We start from the raw sequence: 18,413 nt of genomic DNA, 5'->3' as shown, positions 1-18,413 counted from the left end.
CATCGCTGAAGCGATCGAGGGCGGCGTCCCGACGCCGCCCTTTTTCGTGGTCGCCGCCCGCCCGGTCAGGCCTTGTCGGGGCGACCAATCGACGAGTAGCGGAACCCGCGCGCCTTCATGTCTTCGGGGCGATAGACATTGCGCAGATCAACCATGACGGGCTGCTTCAGCAGCAGTTTGACCCGGTCCAGATCCAGGGCGCGGAACTGGTCCCACTCGGTCAGGATGACCACCACGTCGGCGCCTTCGACCGCGTCATAGGGACCGTCGTGGAAGACGACGCCGTCCAGCAGCTTGGACGCCTCATGCATGCCCTCGGGGTCAAACGCCTGGACCGTCGCCCCCATGGCCATCAAGGCCGGCGCCACGTCCAGCGACGGCGCGTCGCGCATATCGTCGGTGTTGGGCTTGAAGGTCAAACCCAGCAGGGCGACCGTCTTGCCCCGAAGGTCGTTTCCGCCCAGGGCGGCGGCGACGCGGTCAGCCATGCCCTTCTTGCGCGCGTCGTTCACCTCGACCGTGGTTTCGATCAACCGCAACGGCGATCCGGCGTCGGTGGCGGTGCGAACCAGGGCCAGGGTGTCCTTGGGGAAGCAGGAGCCGCCGTAGCCCGGCCCGGCGTGCAAGAATTTGGACCCGATTCGATTGTCCAGGCCGATCCCGCGGGCCACCTGCTGCACGTCGGCGCCCAGGCTTTCGCACAGGTCGGCCATCTCGTTGATGAAGGTGATCTTCAGCGCCAGGAAGGCGTTGGCGGCGTACTTCGTCAGTTCGGACGTGCGCCGGCCGGTGAAAAGGATCGGCGTCTCGTTGAGGTTCAGCGGACGGTAGAGCTCGGTCATGACCGGGCGGGCGCGCTCATCCTCAAGACCGACCACGACGCGATCCGGGCGCTTGAAGTCGCCGATGGCCGCGCCTTCGCGCAGGAATTCGGGATTGGACACCACGGCGAAGTCGGCGTCCGGACGCCGGGCGCGAATGATGCGCTCGATCTCGTCGCCGGTGCCGACCGGCACCGTGGACTTGGTGACGACCACCGTGAAGCCGTCGATCAGGTCGGCGATCTCTTCGGCGGCGGCATAGACGTAGGACAGGTCGGCGTGACCGTCGCCGCGGCGCGAAGGCGTGCCGACGGCGATGAAGACGGCGTCCGCCGCGCGAATCGCCTCGGCGCCGTCCAGGGCGAAGGACAGGCGGCCGTCGCGCACATTGGTCGCGACCAGATCCTCAAGGCCCGGCTCGTAGATCGGCATCCGCCCGGCGTTCAGATGATCGATCTTGGCGGCGTCCTTGTCGACGCAGGTCACCACGTGGCCGAAGTCGGCGAAACAGGCCCCGGAAACAAGCCCGACGTAGCCGGTGCCGATCATTGCGACGCGCATGCAGTCATCCTCTTGATGCAGTCAGGCCGAGATAACGTTCAAGCATGACGTTTGCCAGTCAACCGGCAGGGCTGCGGACAAAGAAAAAGGGCGGCCGACCCGATGGGATCGACCGCCCTCAATCTTATCGACCTTCGAGATCATCGGGACCGGCGTGAACCGGTCCCTCTGAACCTTAGAAGTTGATGTCGATGGTGGCGCGACGGTTGAGAGGCTCGCGCACGCCGTCAGCGGTGGCCTTGGCCGGGGCGGTTTCACCCTTGCCGTCGACGGCGATGACGCCGCCGTTGACGCCTTGGGCGACCAGGGCGTCGGCGACGGTGCGCGAACGACGGTTGGACAGACCCAGGTTGTAGGCCGCGTTACCCGAGGTGTCGGCGTGACCGACGACCAGGATGCGGGTCGGAGCGCCCGACTTGGCGTAGTTGGCGGCTTGCGTCACCACCGAACGGGCCTCAGCCGTCAGGTCCGAGCGATCCCAGTCGAAGTAGACCACGAACTGACGCGCAGCCGGCTTGGCCGGAGGCGGCGGCGGGGGCGGCGGGGGCGGCGGGGGCGGAGGCGGCGGGGGCGGCGGGGGGGGCGGCGGCGGCGGGGGAGCAGCCGGCTCGGCGCCGAAGGCGTAGCGCAGACCCAGGGTCACGGTGTGCGACTGGTCATAGTCGCCGGCCATTTCGCCGAAGGCGTTGGACGCGGTGTTCGTGAAGGTCGCGAACTCGGCGTCGCCCGTCAGGTAGCGATAGGTCAGGTCGATGTTGGCGCGGTCCGAAACGGCCCAGGCCAGACCGGCGATCGCCTGAGCGGCGAACTTGGTCGAGCTGTCGTCGGCGGCGAAGGCCACGGTCGGGTTCTGACGCAGGCGGCCGACGACGTCGGTGTTGACGTGGTTGGCGCCGACGCCGAGGCCGACGAACGGACGGATGCTGCCGGCCGAGTAGCCGAAGTCATAGATGACGTTGGCCATCACGGTAGTCGAGGTGATGTCGCCGTCGGGCGAGTAGCACGGACCGGTGGCGGGCGTGATGTTGCACAGGCCTTGCGGGCCCGAGACGGCGCGCACGGTGCCGATGTCGCCCGAGCGGTAGCCGCCTTCCAGTTCAACGCGCCAGTTGGGGTTGAAGCGGTAGCCGAGGCGGGCGAAGGCGGCCCAGCCGTCGTTGACTTCCCAGTTCCAGTTGGAACCGCGGGTCGACGACTCGGTGTTGATGTCGTCGATGATGTGGTAGCCGGCGTCGACGGCGCCGTACCAGCCGTCCGGCTCAGCCGAAGCGGCGCCAGCCGACAGGGCCAGAGCCGCCGCCGCGCTAGATGCCAGGATCAAACTCTTGACGCGCATGGATGCGGCCCTCCGAGATCTGTTGTTCGTGGACGACGGATACGTCGCCTACCCCACTCCCTATCAGCGTTGCCGTGAGCGGTCGAGCGCGAAACGCCCGATTTACCGAAGGTTGCAACACACCGTGGCCGACGGGCTACAGGATTTAACAGCACGTTAAGGCGCGCATTACCCGCTGATAGGAACTTGACCTGCGCCCCGCCCTGTCGTCCACATCGCCCGAACGTTCGCCCCTCGGGATTTCATGACTTCCATCTGCATCGACGGTTTCAACCTGGCCCTGGCCAAGGGGACGGGCATCGCGACCTATGGGCGAAACCTGCTCGACAGCGCGCGCGCCGTCGGCTTCGGCACCCAGGTACTCTATGGTCCGACAGCGCGCCGCCGTGACGACAATCTGCTGAACGAAACCTCGCTGGTGGACGCCGAGCGCCCGCCACAACGGCTGAACCGGAAACAAAAGGTCCAGCGTTTCGCCGACACCTTTACGTCGCGATACGGCCGAACCGCCCATTCCATCCTGCCCTCGGGCGAGGTCATCTGGCCGGCGCGATCCGGAGGGCGTCCGGCCGCCGATCGTTTCTGGGCTGCCCGCGACCTGTTCACCCACGCCAACCGTTGCTTCTCGGCCTACGGCAAGGAGACACCCGTCTCGTTCGAGACCTCAGCCGCCGCCCCCGCTCCGGACGTCATGCACTGGACCGCCACCTTGCCGCTGCACGCACGCAAGGTTCCCAACATCTACACCATCCACGACCTGATCCCGTTGCGCCTGCCGCATACGACCCTGGACGACAAGGCCACCTATCGAGCCCTGTGTGACGCGATCGCGCGCCGCGCCGACCATATCGCCGTGGTTTCGGAGACGACCCGCCAGGACGTCATCCGCCTGCTCGGCGTCAGCGAAGATCGCGTCACCAACACCTATCAGGCCGTCAGCCTCCCCGAAAAGCTGACCTCGCGCAGCCAGGCCGACGTCACTCTGGAACTAGAGGGCGTCTTCAACCTGGGCTGGAAGGGCTATTTCCTCCACTTCGGCGCCATCGAACCCAAGAAGAACCTGGGCCGTATCGTCGAGGCCTACCTGGCCTCGGGCAGCCAGACGCCTCTGGTCATCATCGGCGGCCGCGCCTGGCTGGACGAGGGCGAGACCGCCCTTCTGAACCAGGTGAAGCGCGACGGCGGCCCCAGCGCCGACCGTATCCGCCAGTATGAGTACATGCCCTTCTCCATGCTGATCAGCCTGATCCGGGGCGCCAAGGCCACTCTCTTCCCCTCGCTTTACGAGGGCTTCGGCCTGCCGGTTCTGGAGTCCATGGCCCTGTCCACGGCCGTGCTGACCTCGACCGGCGGATCCCTGCCGGAAGTGGCGGGCGACGCCGCCGTGGTCGTCGATCCCTATGACGTTCAGGCCCTGACGCGCGGCATCCGGGCCCTGGACGCCGACGAGGGACTGCGCCTGGACCTGCAGGCGCGCGGCCTGATCCAGGCGGGCAAGTTCACGCCCGAAGCCTACCAGGCCCGTCTCAAGGACCTCTATGGCAAGGTCGGGGTCTCGGCGGCCTGAAATGACGACCGCCGCGACCACGCCAGACCGGCTCACCCACCTGCAACGGCTCGAGGCCGAGAGCATCCACATCCTGCGCGAGGTGGCGGCCGAGTGCGCTTGCCCCGTGCTGCTTTATTCCATCGGCAAGGACTCGGCGGCCCTGCTGCATCTGGCCCGCAAGGCCTTCTATCCGGCGCCCCCGCCCTTCCCCCTGCTGCACGTGGACACGACGTGGAAGTTCCGCGCCATGTACGCCCTGCGCGACCGGATGGCGGCCGAGAGCGGCGCACGGCTGATCGTGCACCACAACCCCGAGGCCCAGGCGCAGGGAATCAATCCCTTCGACCATGGCTCTGCGGTCCACACCGACATGTGGAAGACACAAGGGCTGAAGCAGGCGCTGGACCTGCACGGCTTCGACGCCGCCATCGGCGGGGCCCGCCGCGACGAGGAGGCCAGCCGCGCCAAGGAGCGCATCTTCTCCTTCCGCGGTCCCGGCCACCGCTGGGACCCGCGTCGCCAGAGGCCGGAACTGTGGAGCCTCTATAATGCGCGGGTCGCGCCGCGCGAGAGCATGCGCGTCTTCCCCCTGTCCAACTGGACCGAGATGGACGTCTGGGAATACGTGGCCCTGGAGAAGATCCCCGTCGTAGACCTCTATTTCGCCGCCGAGCGCCCCGTGGTCCGGCGCGACGGCGCCCTGATCGTGGTCGACGACGAGCGGATGCGGTTGGCCCCCGGCGAGACGCCCCAGATGATGTCGGTGCGGTTCCGAACCCTCGGCTGCTACCCCCTGTCGGGCGCCGTCGAGAGCACGGCCACGACCCTGGACGCCGTCATCGCCGAGATGCGCGCCTCGCGCAGCTCCGAACGTCAGGGACGGCTGATCGACCGCGACCAGGCCGGATCGATGGAGAAGAAGAAGCAGGAGGGCTATTTCTGATGACGTCCTCGACGCTTCAGCGCGACACCCTGCGCTTCATCACCTGCGGCTCGGTGGACGACGGCAAGTCGACCCTGATCGGCCGCCTGCTGCATGACGCCGGCGCCGTGCCCGACGATCAGATCGCGGCCCTGCGCGACGCCGACGGGCGGCTGGACTTCTCCCTGCTGGTGGACGGCCTTCTGGCCGAGCGCGAGCAGGGCATCACCATCGATGTGGCCTATCGCTACTTCTCGACGCCGCGTCGCCAGTTCATCGTCGCCGACACCCCCGGGCATGAGCAGTACACCCGCAACATGGCCACCGGCGCCTCGACCGCCGACGCGGCCGTGGTCCTGGTCGACGCGCGCAAGGGCGTGCTGACCCAGACACGGCGGCATAGCCATATCGTCTCCCTGCTCGGCGTGCGCCATGTCGTCCTGGCGGTAACCAAGATGGACATGGTCGCCTGGTCGCAGGACGCCTTCGACGCCATCGCCGCCGACTACCTCGCCTTCGCCGAGGCCGCCGGACTGCCCGCGCCGACCGTCATTCCCGTGTCCGGCGTGTCCGGCGACAACCTGGTCCGGCGCGGCGAAGCGGCCGAATGGTACGCGGGACCGACCCTGCTGGAAGTCCTGGAAGGCCTGCCGCCTATCGCCGAAACAGCCCGACCGTTCCGCATGGTGGTTCAGGGTGTGAATCGGCCCAACCTCGACTTCCGCGGCTATACGGGCCGCATCAACAGCGGCGTTGTGCGTGTCGGCGACGCGGTCGCCGTCTCGCCCTCGGGCGTTCGCTCGCATGTGGAGCGCATCGTCGTCATGGGCGGCGACCTGCCGCAGGCGCGGGCCGGCCAGTCCGTCACCCTGACCTTCACCGACGAGATCGACGTGTCGCGCGGCGACGTCCTGGCCGCCGCCGACGCGCCGCTGGAGGCGGCCGACCAGTTCGAGGCCACCCTCATCTGGATGGCCGAGGCGGAAATGGTCTCAGGCCGCGTCTATGACCTGAAGATCGGGGCGCGCGCCGTCCCGGCCCAGATCACCGACATTCGCCATAGGGTGAACGTCAACACCCAGGAGAAGCTGGCGGCCCGTTCGCTGGCGCTGAACGACATCGGCGTCTGTCACCTGTCGCTGGGTCAGGACGTGGCCTTCGAGCCCTATGAGGTCGAGCGCGAGCTGGGCGCCTTCATCCTGATCGACCGGCTGACGCGGGCCACGGTCGGCGCAGGCATGATCCGCTTCGCCCTGCGTCGCGCCCACAACATCCATCGCCAGGCCATCAAGGTGGATCGCAATCAGCGCGCGACGCTCAAGGGCCAGAAGGCCGCCGTGGTCTGGCTGACCGGTCTGTCGGGGTCCGGCAAGTCCACCATCGCCAACCTGGTCGAGGAGCGGCTGACGGCGGAGGGGCGGCACGCCTATCTGATCGACGGCGACAACCTGCGGCACGGCCTCAGCCGCGACCTGGGCTTCACCGAGGCCGACCGGGTCGAGAACATCCGGCGGGCGGCCGAGGTCGCGCGGATGATGGCCGACGCCGGCCTGATCGTCCTGGTGTCGCTGATCTCGCCCTTCCGGGCCGAGCGCCAAATGGTTCGCGACATGATGCCGGACGACGAGTTCCTGGAAGTCTTTGTCGACGCGCCCCTCGCGGTGGCGGAGGCGCGCGACGTCAAGGGGCTCTACGCCAAGGCCCGTCGCGGCGAGATCGCCAACTTCACCGGCGTCAGCAGCCCCTATGAGCCGCCGACCGAGCCGGACCTGCATCTTCAAACGGACAGGATGAGCCCCGCCGAAGCCGCGAACGCCGTCATCGCCCGCCTGCGCGCCGACCAGCGACTGACAGGATAGATCCGCAAACCGGTCGAACGACCGCCGGGGTCTGAAAACGCCGTAAAACTTCCTCCATGCCAGGGCGAGATCGCTTGCGCTTGCGACGACGCAAGCTATGGTCGCGGCGTGATCACGCTCATGGTAAAGGCTGTTTTCACGCTCGATTTTCTCGCGCTTGGCGCGCCTCAAATGCCCTGATGTTCGAACCCATCGTCCGCCATTTCCGAATCCTTGGCGCACTCATCATGCGCGAGATGGCGACGCGTTTCGGACGCGAAGGGCTGGGCTTCGCCTGGGTCGTCGGCGAACCTCTGATCTTCTGCTTCGGCGTTCTGATCCTCTGGGGCGTCACCAAGCCCGCCTATGAACACGGGGTGCGGCTCGCGCCCTTCGTCATGACCGGCTATATGTCGCTGATCCTGACCCGTCACATGATCGGTCTTCTCGGCGGCGCGCTCCAGGCGAACCTGGGGCTGCTCTATCACCGCCAGATCTCCGCGCTGCACATCTTCGGCGCGCGTATTCTGCTGGAACTGGGCGGGGCCACCGCCGCCTTCTTCATCGTCTATGTGGTGCTGTTCTGCCTCAAGCAGGTCGGCCTGCCCCACAACTATCTGCTGCTCTACGCTGGCTGGTTCCTGCTGGCCTGGATCTCTTGCGGCTTCGCCCTCATTCTCACGGGCCTCGCCATGCGCTATGAGACGTTCGAGCGCGTCGTGGGCCTGATCAGCTACATCCTGATCCCGGTTTCGGGCGTGTTCTTCATGGTGGCCTGGCTGCCGCCGGGGGTCCGCGACCTCTACCTCTACGTCCCCTTCCCGCATGGGGTGGAGATGATTCGGGCAGGCGTCTTTGGGGAATTCGTGCCGACCTACTACGATCCGCTCTATGCGCTCGCGGTGGGCTCCGTTTTCAATATTCTGGGTCTGGTGCTGATCGCCGGAGCCCGAGACCGCATCTCGGCTGAGTAAAAGACATCGTCCGACCATGAAACACATCACCCAGAAGACGAATGGCTGACACCAACCTGACCTATCTCGGCGCGGCCGAAGAACCGCGCATCGCGCCCAAGGCCAAGCCTTCGTGGCGCAAGCGGCTGCCGCTCGGTTTCCTGATCGTGGTCGGGATCCCCAGCCTGGTGGGCGGCGTCTATTACGGCCTGATCGCCTCGCCGCGGTATGTGTCGGAATCCCATTTCGTGGTCCGCTCGGCCAATTCGAGCCAACCCACCGGGCTTGGCATCGCTCTGCAAGGCGTCGGTCTGTCCACAGGGATGAACGACGCCTTCGCCGTGCACGAGTATCTGGACTCTCGCGACAGCCTGAAGGTCCTCCAGACGCGCTTCAACCTGAAGGCCATGCTCACCGGACCGAAGGTCGACTGGTTCTCGCGCACGCCGCGCCCGTGGGAGGGCACAAGCGAGGAAGCCCTGTACAAGGGCTTCAAACGCTACCTGACGGTCGGATATGACGCCGCCTCGGGCATCAGCACCCTTCGGGTCGAGGCGTTCAGCGCCAAGGACGCGGCGACGATTAACGCCGCCATGCTGGACAGCGGCGAGGCCCTGATCAATCGCCTCAACGAACGCTCGGCCGCAAATGCGGTACGCGACGCTCGCGTCTCCTTCGACCACGCCCGCGCCGAGGTGGCCGCGTCGCAGCAGGCGCTTACCGCCCTTCGCAACAGCGCCCAGTTCATCGACCCTCGCGCCGCCGTGACTGAAACGACCGAGGTCGTGGCCGGCCTGCTGGTGACCATCGCCCAGTTGCGCGCCGATCGGGCGCAACTGGCGGCCGAAGCCCCCTCCAGCCCGCAATTGCCCATCCTTGACAGCCGGATCGCCGCCTATGAGCGGCAGGTCGCGGAAGCCCGCGCCAAGGCCACCGGCAGCGCCTCGTCGCTGGCGCCCAAGGTCGGCGCCTACGAGGACCTGGTGATGCGCCGCGAGATCGCGGACAAGGTCTTGGCCCAGGCCACCGCCGCCCTGCTGAACGCTGAACAGGAAGCACGTCGCCAGAAGCTCTACCTCGAACGCATCGTGGCGCCGAGCCAACCGGACAAGCCGACCCAACCCCGACGCTTCCTGGCCTTCCTGACCGTCTTCGCCTCGTCGCTGCTGGTTTACGCCGTGGGTTGGCTCATCTGGGCCGGCGTACGGGAGCACAGGCAGGACTGATGCAGACCCCCGAGGTTCCCGGTCTGCGCGTCATCGATGTCGGAAAGACCTACCACGGCGCCCGCAAGCCACTGTTCAAGAACATCAACTTTGATCTTGGCACGTCGGGGCGACTGGCGATTCTCGGCCGCAACGGTCAGGGCAAGTCCACCCTGATCAAGATGCTGGGCGGCGTCCTGCCCGAAACCGAGGGCCGGATCGAATGGCGGATGTCGTCGTCCTGGCCGATCGGCTTCGGCGGCGGATTCCAGGGCAGCCTATCGGGCCTCGACAACGTCCGCTTTCTCGCGCGCCTATATGACCGCGACTACCACCAAATGCTGGAGCGGGTGGATGACTTCGCCGAACTGGGCAAGGCGTTGCGCGACCCGGTTAAGCACTACTCCTCGGGGATGCGCGCGCGTCTGGCCTTCGGCCTGTCGCTGGCCATTGAATTCGATTGCTATCTGATCGACGAACTGGTCGCCGTGGGCGACGCCCGTTTCCAGCGCAAATGTCAGGAAGCTCTGTTCGAGCACCGCGCACACCGCGCCTTCCTGATGGCGTCCCACGACACCCATCTGATCGCCAACTATTGCGACCGCGCGCTGATCATCGAAGGCGGGCAGGCCAAGGTGTTCGACGACATCGACGAGGCGGTTGAGGTCTATACCTGGTTGCGCGCCGCGTGAGTTCTTCCCCCTCTTCGCAAGCGCGATGGATCGTCCTTCCGCCCTTCCGTCATGACGCCGCCTGGCGCGCGGCCGTCGCGAGCGCCTCGGCTGAAGCGGGCCTGCGACTTCACGACCTCGACGCCGACCCGCAAAACGCGCCCCTCGGCGACCCCAGGGCCCTCATCCTGACCGCCGATGCGCAGCAGCCCCTGGCCGCCGGCGTGCCCGCCGAGGCCCTGGCGGGCCTGATCGCCGGACCGGGCATGCGCCTGGACGGCGACGAGGCCCCGGACGCCATCCCCCCCCATATCGCCGTCTACACGGATCTGATGGGGCGGACCGATCTGTTGCCGGCCCATCGCCTGTTCCGCAGCCGCGACTTCGCCTCGGGCGCGATCGAGATCTTCCCGGGCCTGAAGCTTCATCGCCCGACGATCGCGCCTTCCAGGCCCTTGTCGCCTCGTCTGCAGGCCGTCACCGAGGCCGTCGCCCTGCTGGACCCGGCTTCGCCCAAGGCTGTCTGGGCGCCGGATCTGTTCAACTATGATTCGCGCATCGTGCCGGGCGGGACGCGCGGTCAGCTGGACCTGACCGGTCGCCCCCGCTTCATGATCACCGGTCCCTACATCACCATGCCGCCGGGCCGGTGGCGCGCGACCTATCGCCTGACTTTCGACGCCAAGGGCAGCCGACCACGTTTCCGTGTCGATTGGGGCGGCCAGACCGACTACCTGTCGGAAGAGTTCGTGCCCGGCCGGGCCGGCGTGTTCGAGATCGTACAGGACTATGTCTGGACCGAACGCTCGGTTTGCGAGCTTCGGGTCGTGGTGCTGGAGGGCGTGTTCGACGGGCGCATGACCTTCAGCGGCGCGGAGATCGAACGGATCGGCTAGAGCCGGCCCAGACGGGCCAGCCCCTGAGGGTCGGCCACCAGGGGCGCCCACCAGGCCTCGTTGTCGAGATACCACAGCACCGTGCGCTCCAGGCCTTGGTCAAGGTCGACCCTTGGCGCCCAGCCCAGTTCCGCGCGGATCAGGGCCGCGTCAATGGCGTAGCGGCGATCATGGCCGGGACGATCATCGACCATCTGAATGCGGTCCGCGTAGCGGCCGCCGTCCGGCGCGGGCCGCAGCCGGTCCAGCACCGCACAGAGTGCATGAACCAGTTGCAGGTTGGTGCGCTCGGCGTCGCCGCCGACGGCATAGGTCCGACCCGGCGCGCCGCGTTCCAGAATGTCGGCCAGAGCCCGGGCGTGGTCCTCGACGAACAGCCAGTCGCGCACATTGGCGCCGTCGCCATAGACGGGCAGGGTCTCGCCGCGCAGGGCCCGCAGGATCATGGTCGGGATCAGCTTCTCGGGAAACTGGCGGGCGCCGTAGTTGTTGGAGCAGTTGCTGATCATCACCGGCAGGCCGAAGGTGTGGCCCCAGGCGCGAACCAGATGATCCGACGCCGCCTTGGACGCCGCATAGGGCGATCGCGGGTCATAGGGGCTGGTCTCCGAGAAGCGGCCCTCCTCGCCCAGCGAACCGAACACTTCGTCGGTCGAGACGTGCAGGAAACGGAAGGCGTCAGCGGCCTCACCCGACAGGGCGCGCCAGGTCGTCAGCGCCTGATCCAGCAGCACCTGGGTTCCCACGACATTGGTGCGCACGAAGACGGCAGGGCCGTCGATCGAGCGGTCGACGTGGGTCTCGGCCGCCAGATGCGCCACGGCCTCGGGCTGAAAGTCGGCGAAGACCGCGGCGACCGCCGTCGAATCGGCGATGTCGCCGCGCACGAAGCTGTAGGCCGGGTCGCCTTCCAGTTCACTCAGCGAGGCGAGCACGCCGGCATAGGTCAGCAGGTCCAGAACGCGGACCTCGTGGCCGCGCGCCAGAAGCTCGCGCGTCAGGGCCGAGCCGATGAAGCCGGCGCCGCCGGTCAGCAATATCCTCAACGCTCGTCTCCTTGGCCGCCGCCGAACAGGGCTAGCGGCTGATGCGGCCGAGGTCCACGACCGACAGGCTCATGGGGGTCTCGCCGTCGAAGGGCGTGCCCAGGTCCCGCAGGCGCGGCCAGTTCCGATCGCGCTCGGTCAGCACGGCGTCGGCGGCCGCCACCGGCCAGGCGATGTCCAGGTCCGGATCGTTCCAGGCCAGACCCGCCTCATGCGCGGGCGCATAGGGGGCCGTGACCTTGTAGGCCACCTCGGTCCCGGGCTGCAGAGTGACGAAGCCATGGGCGAACGAGGGCGGCACGAACAGCTGGTCGCCGCTCTCGGCCGACAGCTCGACCGCGTGATGCCGACCGAAGGTCGGCGATCCGGCGCGCAGGTCCACCACCACATCGAGGATGGCGCCGCGGACGCAACGCACCAGCTTGGCCTGGGCATAGGGCGGGTGCTGGAAATGCAGGCCGCGGATCACCCCGGCCGGCTCGGAACGCGAATGGTTGTCCTGCACGAAGTCACAATCGATCCCGGCGGCGTGAAAGCGCGCGCGCGACCAGGTCTCGGAAAACCAGCCCCGCTCGTCCCCGTAACGCGGGGTCCGCAACAGGACGACGTCGCCCGTCACGACCCCGCCGGAGCGGAAGGCTCGCTGGGCGCCGCCTGGGCCGTCATCAGCGTATAGGCCCGGTCCAGCGCGTCATTGCGCACGAACAGCAGACCGGACCGCGCCGGTTCGCGCTCCCGCTCCCAGGCGCCGGGGTTGGTTCTGCCGTTCAGCGGCGCGCCGTAGAAGATATGGGCCCCGATCTGGCGCACGCGGGCCAGCCGCGAACCCCAGGAAGGACGCACATAGTTGGCGTGATAATTGACCGAGTTCTTGGGCAGCTGGCTGGCGGAGCGGCCCTCATAGACTTCGCGGGCGATGCGCTCGGCGCGGGCCCAGGCCACCGGGTTGATCGCGCGCCGTCCGATCGAGCCGTCGCAGGTGAAGGTGAACTGGCAGGTGCGGCTGTTGCGCTGATAGACGACCTCGCAAACCCGCTTGGGATAGGCGCGGTGGCGCGAGCGGTTCAGCACCACCTCGGCGACCGCCGCCTGACCAGCCTCGCTCTCGTTGCGGGCCTCGTAATAGATGGCCTGGGTCAGGCACTCGAGGTCGTTGTCCGGCACGCGCGGCGGCGTCTTCAGGTCCAGATAGGGCGGCGTATAGCCGGAGCGACGCACGGACGGCGCGGCGTTCGCATTGACCGGCGGCGGGGCGAAGCTCGCGGCCGGTTCCGCACGCGACGGTGTCGCAGCCATACGCGCGGCCGGGGGCGAAGGGCGGATCTCGGCCCGACGGCGCACCGGCGGCGGGGCGTCGGTCAGGCGAACGCCCTTGCCGTCCTTGATCATGGTCTGCAGGCGGACGTTGAGGCGCGCGCGGCGCTCCTTGTCGCTCTCGACCGGCGCTTCGACGGCGGCGGCGGCGTAGGCGGGGATCGGCTTGACGGCGCCGGGTTCCGCCTGGGCGAAGCGGGCGTGATTGGTCAGGCCCGCCCAGACGGCGCACCCCAATCCCCCTGCAATCAGCACCGAGGCGACGCCGCGCATCGATCCCCCCAAACAAACTATGCGGTCTGCATACCAGCCGCGACCATCAGCGCCAAGCTGAGGCGTAGCCTGAACCGATTGGCAGGCGGCGCGGGAAGCCCTAGTAAGGGCCGGTCATGCAGACTGCCCGCCGCGCCGGCTTTTCCCTGATCGAAGCCCTGGTCGTCCTGGCGATCGGCGGCATGGCGCTGGCCGTCATCTTCTCCATCGGGATCAAGGCCGGCGACACGGGCTTCTCGCTCGGTCGACGAGCCATGAACGCCGCAGATCTGGACGTTTCCGTAAACGACGTCCGCGTCATCTTTCGTAGCTCGGTTCTGATGCCGGCAAGAGCCTTCAGGGCGGAGGTGGATCAACCCGTGATCGGCTCCTCCGACGAACTGGAAATGGACGTCGTCATGGAAAGAGCCAACCAGTGCGCGCCGCAGGGGTGGGCGGGTCGCCTGAAATTGCGGATTGAACCCTCCCCGGAAGGCAGAGCCCTGTTCTGCATCCTGGGAACACGCCGCATCAAACTATTGCCCGCCAGTGCGGAAAGCGCCTTCTCGTATTCGACGGATAGAACCAACTGGAGCTCAAACTTCTCCAACGCCCCCTCACGCAATAGCGGGCTTGAAGAACTAAAAGCTGCTTCGGTGTGGATACGGTTCAACGGCGCATCGGCTGATATTGTCGAAATGGCGTCATCTGGGAGACCGGAAGCATGGATCAGGGCCGATGAAGGACTCTGAACCCTCTTCTCACAAGAAACACGCCATCAATACGCGCCGAGGTTTTGCACTTCCCGCCGTATTGACCGTCACTGGCGTCGTCACGCTTATTTTTCTTGTCGCCATTACAGCACTAGCCAGCCTGACGGCGGAAGCAGCCTCGGCGCGAGCGCGCGTCAGGTTCCTCCAAAGCGCCCTGACAGCGGAGGCGAACCTCACCTTCCTCGCGGTGACAGAGCCTATTCGTTCCAGCGCCATCGCGATCGGCGCCCCGCGCATCGTCGATTTGTTTTCCGGCGCGGAGGGCAACGCCTCAAATCTTAAACAGGGCTTCATTCAACTTGACGGTCGCCCCTACGCGTTTGACCTGTCTGGTAAAATGATCGTTCAGGTTCAAGATCAAGCAGGCCTGATCAACCTGGCGTCCCTGAGCGAAGAACAGCACACGAGATTGATGCAGGCCGTCGGCGTTGAAGATGCCGAAATACCTCGCCTGAGAGCCAGGTATCTCGATTACGTCGATCCTGACAATTTACGCCGGATAGATGGCGCGGAACAGCGAGACTACTCGGATACGTCTGCCGCGAACCGGCCCCTCAAAACACCAAACGAATGGCTATCCGTCCTCGGGGCCAGAAACAGCGTTGACGCGAGCAAGTGGCGGAAATTGAGCCCTCACCTGGCGTCAGATCACACACTATTAAATGCGAACCTGAACACCTCGACCAAAGAGGCGATGGAAATCCTGTTTGGGTTGGACGAAAAGCAATCGGAATCTGCAATAAACGCCAGATCAAAGCTTATGTTCAATAGCTTTTCAGATTTTGCCGCAGCGACTGGCGCCCGATATATTCCAGATGATGAAATATCATACGTCTTCCCGTCAGGAAGAATGATATTTACGATTAAAGACACCAGATCTGCCTGGACCTACCGGGGGCGAATAATTTTGACGCCGGGCGGCCTTGAGCAGCCATTCTGGATCGATCAGACTGAATTGAAAGAGGCCCCCCGTCGGGCCGCGGCTGACACATCCGATGCAACTCAATTTCCTTACGCCCCGCGTTGAGCGGCTCAGCGCTGATGGCGCGATCGACGTCGTTCATCCCGGCGGCGCCGTGGGACGGATGCTGCGCCGACCTGTGGTGCTGCTGGCCCGCGACCTCTGCGCCTTCGGCCTGTTCCAGACCGCCGCCCTGCCGCGCGGCCGCCGTCGGCAAGCGGCCGCCCTGCACGCCCGAGTCGCGGCCCCCTACGTCCGCTCCGGCTCGTCCCTGAGCAAGGCCGGCGAAGACTTCGGCGTCTGGTGGTGGGACGCGGACCGCGTCGATGCGCTTCTGGCGCCCCGCGCCATGACGGCCCGCCCCCTGATCAGCCCCGAGACCCTGGCCCAGCCGCGCGGCGAGGGCTGGCGCATCGTCCGACTGAAGCTCGGCTATGAAGCCCAACTCTGGCGCGGCAAGACCCTGGTCGCCTCGGCCTGGCGTCGTGAGCGCTATGACCCCGCCTCCTGGTCCGCCTTCGTGCGGCTGCAGCGCGCCGCGGAGGTCGCGCCGGAAGACCCGCCTGCGCCCGCCGACCTGCCCATCGCCTTCGACAACCGCGAGGCCTTCGCGCTCGCGCCAGTCGAACTGACGCGCGAGCAACTGGCCTTGCTCGGCGGCGGCGGCGTGGCCTTCGCCTCGCTCTGCTTCGGAGCCTTCCTGTTTGGTCAGGGCTATCAGTTGTCCAAGGACACGGCGCAGGTCGAGTTGAAGACCGCCGAAATCCGCGCCGCCACCCCGCGCGCCGCCGCCGTGCGCAATCTGGATGCCAGCCAGAAGAAGCTGATCGCCTATCGCCAGATCGAGGAACAGACCAGTCCGCTGAGCGCCGCCGGAGCCGCCATCGGCATCCTGGCCTTCCACGACCTGACGCCGACGTCCGTGAACGCCGAGACCGAAATCCTTAGCTTCACCCTGCCCTACGCTGCGATCGACAAGATCGCGCCCCTGGTCGATGACTTGGAAAGTTCGGGCTATTTCCACGACGTCCAGCCGCGCACTGACGGCACTGCCCAGACCCTGACGCTGGAAATGAAGGTGCGCGAGGCCGCCCCGCCGCTGACGCCGGAACCCTGAGCCTTAAGGGGCCGCGCGCCCCTTGGCCGGCTCCGCCTGCAGCCGGATGAACCGGCAGGTCCCGTCATCCGTGCGCAGGGTCATGACCACCCGATCCTGATTGATCAGATTGGCGCTGACGGTCGAGCAGCCGCCGCCCTCGGCGATGTCCAGCGCGGGGGCCAGCGTATAGCGCCACGGCGAGCGCAAGGTGAGCACCCGATCGTCCTCGGCCCTGGGCATAGAGGGATCGACGACCCGCAAAGGCACGCCCGTGCGGTTGGCCTCGCGACGCAGGTCGGACACCTGGCGCTGGAACTCGAAGAAGACCGCGTGGGACGTGGTCTGATCCAGCATTCGCGCCGTGGACGGCATGATGATGGCGGTGCTGAGAGCGAAGATCGCCAGCACCACCAGAACCTCGATCAGGGTATAGCCGCCGCGGGCGGGCCGGGGCGACCCAGGGTCAGCGGGCCTGATCGGAACTGACATCGGCGTTGGCGCCCTGACCGCCTTCGGCGCCGTCGGCGCCGTAGCTGATGACGCGGGCGCGGTTGTCCGGGGCCACATCGCTGGAGGTCGGCGCGGCGGGAGCGACGTAGATGTAGGGCCGCGCCCAGGGATCAGACGGCAGAGCCTTGTCCAGATAAGGGCCGGACCAGCCCGGCACGGTTTCGGCGTTGGCCTGCATCAGCAACCCCAGGCCCTCCTGCTCGGTCGGCAAACGGCCGATATCCAGACGCATGGTTTCCAGCGCCGCTTCCAGCGAACGGATCTGCAGACGGGCGGTCTGGGTCTTGGACTTGTCCAGTTGTGCGAACAGGCGCGGCCCCACAACCGCCGCGATCAGGGCAATGATCGACAGGACGACAAGGATCTCGAGTAGGCTGTAGCCTTCGCGGGATTTACGGCTGCGCTGATGCGACGAGGCAACGATCAGCGCAAAACGGTGACGGAGAGGGGAACGGCCGCGGTACATCAAACGATCGCCTTGGATTTCTAAGCTGTTATGGGCTTTTAACGGTTGCTATAGCTCACAGCACATGGGGGGTCGATGCACAATGCAGACCCGTGCGCCGCAACACTGACACAGGACGCGTCTTGCAGGGCTTCTTCACTGACATGGTCGCTTCGACGCGCGCGTCGATCGAGACGCTGAAGGACCGGCTGCGCGCCACCACCATGCGCGAGCGCGTCCTGCTGGGCGGCCTGGTCCTGGGCGCCGCCGTCTATGCTCCGGTGGCCGCGCTGGAATGGCGCACGACCCAGGCGGACCGCTATATCGAAGCCCTGACTGAACAGTCGACCGCCCGCATGACCGCCAACGCCGCGCGGCGGGTGGCCGAGGGCGCCGCCGACCGTCTGGCGCTGGAGGACATGAACGGCTGGGGCTTCGAGGCGACCAACGCCGCTGTGGCCCAGGTGCTGATCGAGCAACGCCTGCTGGAGGCCGCGACCGCGTCGGGCCTGCCCAATCCGCGCATCACCACCAACACCAAGATCGAGGCCGTCGGCCCGACCCAGTGGCTGGAAGCCGAGGTTCAGTCGGACCTACGCTGGGGGCCCGCCTTCGCCTTCCTCGACAAGGTGGGCGAGTGGCCCGAAGGCTTCCGCGTCACGGCCTTCCGCTACGAAATCACGCCCTTCAACGGCGTCGTTGAACCCGGCGCAGCTCCGCCGGTGAACGGCAAGCTCCGCATCGGCCTGGCCTTCCCTGTGCGGGTCCCCGCCGCGGGAGCGGCGTCATGAAGCAGCTTCTGTGGCTGGCTCCGCCGCTAATGCTGGCGGCCTCCTTCCTGACCGGCGCCGCCTATCCCGGCCTGCCGGAGGAGCCCCCCGCCGTGGTGCGCGGCCAGTCGGCGCGTTCAGGGCTGGTCGTGCGTCCGGGCGAAAGCGCCGTGGGCGCCGTGGCCTTTCTGAAGACGCTGCGGTCCGACCCCCCGCCACCGCCTCCCCCGCCCCCGCCGCCCCCGCCTCCCCCGCCGCCTCCGCCGCCCGATGTGGCCGTGACCTTCAAGGCGGCGCTGCGCGGCGTCGAGCGCGACCCGGCCACCGGCCGTCAGCGCGTTCTGGTCGGCGACGCCTCGGGCGGCGTCGCGACCATCAGTGAAGGCGGCCGCTTCGGCGACGGCTGGCGCATAAGAAACATTTCGGCTGAGGCCGTGACCCTGGCCAAGGGACGCGAAACGCGCGTCGTCCGGGTGTTCGGTTGAGTATCG

Annotated in this window: 19 protein-coding genes; 12 read left to right on the top strand and 7 right to left on the bottom strand. The window is 67.0% G+C overall.

Going from position 1 to position 18,413, the window contains the following annotated elements:
• Positions 1 to 65: 65 nt before the first annotated feature.
• Both ACFYLW_RS00675 and ACFYLW_RS00670 read right to left on the bottom strand, forming a co-directional pair.
• Positions 66 to 1,382, bottom strand: coding sequence for a UDP-glucose dehydrogenase family protein (locus ACFYLW_RS00675; protein ID WP_390182448.1), 1,317 nt, complete (start codon positions 1,380 to 1,382; stop codon positions 66 to 68).
• Between the two features lie 175 nt (positions 1,383 to 1,557).
• A complete protein-coding gene (locus tag ACFYLW_RS00670; RefSeq protein WP_390182447.1) occupies positions 1,558 to 2,718 on the bottom strand; it encodes an OmpA family protein in 1,161 nt (386 codons plus the stop codon).
• Positions 2,719 to 2,962: 244 nt separating this feature from the next.
• Here ACFYLW_RS00670 and ACFYLW_RS00665 point away from each other — a divergent pair, with 244 nt between their 5' ends.
• From ACFYLW_RS00665 to ACFYLW_RS00635, 7 genes are all read left to right on the top strand, one after another.
• The gene (locus ACFYLW_RS00665; protein ID WP_390182446.1) at positions 2,963 to 4,285 is read left to right on the top strand and encodes a glycosyltransferase family 4 protein; all 1,323 of its coding nucleotides are present in this window, start codon (positions 2,963 to 2,965) and stop codon (positions 4,283 to 4,285) included.
• Positions 4,257 to 5,210 (top strand): sulfate adenylyltransferase subunit CysD, encoded by a 954-nt coding sequence (gene cysD / locus ACFYLW_RS00660; RefSeq protein WP_390182445.1) that lies wholly within the window; start codon positions 4,257 to 4,259, stop codon positions 5,208 to 5,210. Before ACFYLW_RS00665 ends, cysD begins: the two co-directional genes overlap by 29 nt.
• Positions 5,210 to 7,048, top strand: a complete 1,839-nt coding sequence (gene cysC, locus ACFYLW_RS00655) for an adenylyl-sulfate kinase (protein WP_390182444.1) — start codon at positions 5,210 to 5,212, stop codon at positions 7,046 to 7,048. Before cysD ends, cysC begins: the two co-directional genes overlap by 1 nt.
• Before the next feature lie 227 nt (positions 7,049 to 7,275).
• On the top strand, positions 7,276 to 8,001 hold the full coding sequence (locus ACFYLW_RS00650; protein WP_390182443.1) for an ABC transporter permease: 726 nt from the start codon (positions 7,276 to 7,278) through the stop codon (positions 7,999 to 8,001).
• Between the two features lie 41 nt (positions 8,002 to 8,042).
• Positions 8,043 to 9,206, top strand: coding sequence for a chain-length determining protein (locus tag ACFYLW_RS00645; RefSeq protein WP_292082194.1), 1,164 nt, complete (start codon positions 8,043 to 8,045; stop codon positions 9,204 to 9,206).
• Positions 9,206 to 9,877 carry an ABC transporter ATP-binding protein gene (locus ACFYLW_RS00640; RefSeq protein WP_313104175.1) on the top strand — a complete coding sequence of 224 codons (672 nt, stop codon included), beginning with the start codon at positions 9,206 to 9,208 and terminating at the stop codon, positions 9,875 to 9,877. Before ACFYLW_RS00645 ends, ACFYLW_RS00640 begins: the two co-directional genes overlap by 1 nt.
• Entirely contained in the window at positions 9,874 to 10,752 is an 879-nt protein-coding gene (locus ACFYLW_RS00635; RefSeq protein ID WP_390182442.1) for a hypothetical protein, read from the top strand. The genes ACFYLW_RS00640 and ACFYLW_RS00635 overlap by 4 nt, the downstream gene beginning before the upstream one ends.
• Here the strand turns inward: ACFYLW_RS00635 and rfbB are convergent.
• Genes rfbB through ACFYLW_RS00620 form a run of 3 tightly spaced genes read right to left on the bottom strand, consistent with a single transcriptional unit; the run spans position 10,749 to position 13,385 of the window.
• Positions 10,749 to 11,798 (bottom strand): dTDP-glucose 4,6-dehydratase, encoded by a 1,050-nt coding sequence (gene rfbB, locus ACFYLW_RS00630; protein WP_390182441.1) that lies wholly within the window; start codon positions 11,796 to 11,798, stop codon positions 10,749 to 10,751. The two genes, ACFYLW_RS00635 and rfbB, sit on opposite strands and share 4 nt — an antisense overlap.
• A gap of 31 nt (positions 11,799 to 11,829) precedes the next feature.
• Positions 11,830 to 12,417, bottom strand: a complete 588-nt coding sequence (gene rfbC, locus ACFYLW_RS00625) for a dTDP-4-dehydrorhamnose 3,5-epimerase (RefSeq protein WP_390182440.1) — start codon at positions 12,415 to 12,417, stop codon at positions 11,830 to 11,832.
• The gene (locus tag ACFYLW_RS00620) at positions 12,414 to 13,385 is read right to left on the bottom strand and encodes a cell wall hydrolase (protein WP_390182439.1); all 972 of its coding nucleotides are present in this window, start codon (positions 13,383 to 13,385) and stop codon (positions 12,414 to 12,416) included. The genes rfbC and ACFYLW_RS00620 overlap by 4 nt, the downstream gene beginning before the upstream one ends.
• 116 nt (positions 13,386 to 13,501) lie before the next feature.
• On the opposite strand from ACFYLW_RS00620, the gene ACFYLW_RS00615 reads away from it, so the two are divergent.
• The 3 genes from ACFYLW_RS00615 to ACFYLW_RS00605 are packed head-to-tail and all read left to right on the top strand — an operon-like array spanning position 13,502 to position 16,215.
• Positions 13,502 to 14,116: a prepilin-type N-terminal cleavage/methylation domain-containing protein gene (locus ACFYLW_RS00615; RefSeq protein WP_390182438.1), complete on the top strand. Its 615-nt coding sequence runs from the start codon at positions 13,502 to 13,504 to the stop codon at positions 14,114 to 14,116.
• A complete protein-coding gene (locus ACFYLW_RS00610) occupies positions 14,103 to 15,164 on the top strand; it encodes a general secretion pathway protein GspK (RefSeq protein WP_390182437.1) in 1,062 nt (353 codons plus the stop codon). The genes ACFYLW_RS00615 and ACFYLW_RS00610 overlap by 14 nt, the downstream gene beginning before the upstream one ends.
• Positions 15,133 to 16,215 (top strand): hypothetical protein, encoded by a 1,083-nt coding sequence (locus ACFYLW_RS00605; protein WP_390182436.1) that lies wholly within the window; start codon positions 15,133 to 15,135, stop codon positions 16,213 to 16,215. Before ACFYLW_RS00610 ends, ACFYLW_RS00605 begins: the two co-directional genes overlap by 32 nt.
• 3 nt (positions 16,216 to 16,218) lie before the next feature.
• On the opposite strand, the gene ACFYLW_RS00600 is transcribed toward ACFYLW_RS00605, so the two are convergent.
• Positions 16,219 to 16,686, bottom strand: coding sequence for a Tfp pilus assembly protein FimT/FimU (locus ACFYLW_RS00600; protein ID WP_390182435.1), 468 nt, complete (start codon positions 16,684 to 16,686; stop codon positions 16,219 to 16,221).
• A complete protein-coding gene (gene gspG, locus ACFYLW_RS00595; RefSeq protein ID WP_312062118.1) occupies positions 16,661 to 17,173 on the bottom strand; it encodes a type II secretion system major pseudopilin GspG in 513 nt (170 codons plus the stop codon). Before gspG ends, ACFYLW_RS00600 begins: the two co-directional genes overlap by 26 nt.
• Before the next feature lie 92 nt (positions 17,174 to 17,265).
• Between gspG and ACFYLW_RS00590 the strand changes: the two genes are divergently transcribed.
• Both ACFYLW_RS00590 and ACFYLW_RS00585 read left to right on the top strand, forming a co-directional pair.
• Positions 17,266 to 17,943 carry a hypothetical protein gene (locus ACFYLW_RS00590; protein ID WP_390182434.1) on the top strand — a complete coding sequence of 226 codons (678 nt, stop codon included), beginning with the start codon at positions 17,266 to 17,268 and terminating at the stop codon, positions 17,941 to 17,943.
• Positions 17,940 to 18,407, top strand: coding sequence for a hypothetical protein (locus ACFYLW_RS00585; RefSeq protein WP_390182433.1), 468 nt, complete (start codon positions 17,940 to 17,942; stop codon positions 18,405 to 18,407). Before ACFYLW_RS00590 ends, ACFYLW_RS00585 begins: the two co-directional genes overlap by 4 nt.
• Positions 18,408 to 18,413: the final 6 nt, after the last annotated feature.

This window comes from Brevundimonas sp. NPDC007368 (assembly GCF_042869015.1).
Lineage (GTDB): Bacteria > Pseudomonadota > Alphaproteobacteria > Caulobacterales > Caulobacteraceae > Brevundimonas.
Note: the sequence above shows the minus strand (reverse complement) of the source record. Positions and strands in the feature narration are given on the sequence as shown.

What these genes read in the sequence shown, in the direction of transcription:
- gspG (WP_312062118.1), bottom strand. Translation starts at nt 17,173, where the DNA reads ATGTACCGCGGCCGTTCCCCTCTCCGTCACCGTTTTGCGCTGATCGTT.
- ACFYLW_RS00605 (WP_390182436.1), top strand. Translation starts at nt 15,133, where the DNA reads ATGCAACTCAATTTCCTTACGCCCCGCGTTGAGCGGCTCAGCGCTGAT.
- ACFYLW_RS00610 (WP_390182437.1), top strand. Translation starts at nt 14,103, where the DNA reads ATGAAGGACTCTGAACCCTCTTCTCACAAGAAACACGCCATCAATACG.
- ACFYLW_RS00650 (WP_390182443.1), top strand. Translation starts at nt 7,276, where the DNA reads ATGCGCGAGATGGCGACGCGTTTCGGACGCGAAGGGCTGGGCTTCGCC.
- ACFYLW_RS00615 (WP_390182438.1), top strand. Translation starts at nt 13,502, where the DNA reads ATGCAGACTGCCCGCCGCGCCGGCTTTTCCCTGATCGAAGCCCTGGTC.
- cysD (WP_390182445.1), top strand. Translation starts at nt 4,257, where the DNA reads ATGGCAAGGTCGGGGTCTCGGCGGCCTGAAATGACGACCGCCGCGACC.
- ACFYLW_RS00620 (WP_390182439.1), bottom strand. Translation starts at nt 13,385, where the DNA reads ATGCGCGGCGTCGCCTCGGTGCTGATTGCAGGGGGATTGGGGTGCGCC.
- ACFYLW_RS00675 (WP_390182448.1), bottom strand. Translation starts at nt 1,382, where the DNA reads ATGCGCGTCGCAATGATCGGCACCGGCTACGTCGGGCTTGTTTCCGGG.
- ACFYLW_RS00665 (WP_390182446.1), top strand. Translation starts at nt 2,963, where the DNA reads ATGACTTCCATCTGCATCGACGGTTTCAACCTGGCCCTGGCCAAGGGG.
- ACFYLW_RS00670 (WP_390182447.1), bottom strand. Translation starts at nt 2,718, where the DNA reads ATGCGCGTCAAGAGTTTGATCCTGGCATCTAGCGCGGCGGCGGCTCTG.
- ACFYLW_RS00645 (WP_292082194.1), top strand. Translation starts at nt 8,043, where the DNA reads ATGGCTGACACCAACCTGACCTATCTCGGCGCGGCCGAAGAACCGCGC.
- ACFYLW_RS00640 (WP_313104175.1), top strand. Translation starts at nt 9,206, where the DNA reads ATGCAGACCCCCGAGGTTCCCGGTCTGCGCGTCATCGATGTCGGAAAG.
- cysC (WP_390182444.1), top strand. Translation starts at nt 5,210, where the DNA reads ATGACGTCCTCGACGCTTCAGCGCGACACCCTGCGCTTCATCACCTGC.
- ACFYLW_RS00600 (WP_390182435.1), bottom strand. Translation starts at nt 16,686, where the DNA reads ATGTCAGTTCCGATCAGGCCCGCTGACCCTGGGTCGCCCCGGCCCGCC.
- ACFYLW_RS00585 (WP_390182433.1), top strand. Translation starts at nt 17,940, where the DNA reads ATGAAGCAGCTTCTGTGGCTGGCTCCGCCGCTAATGCTGGCGGCCTCC.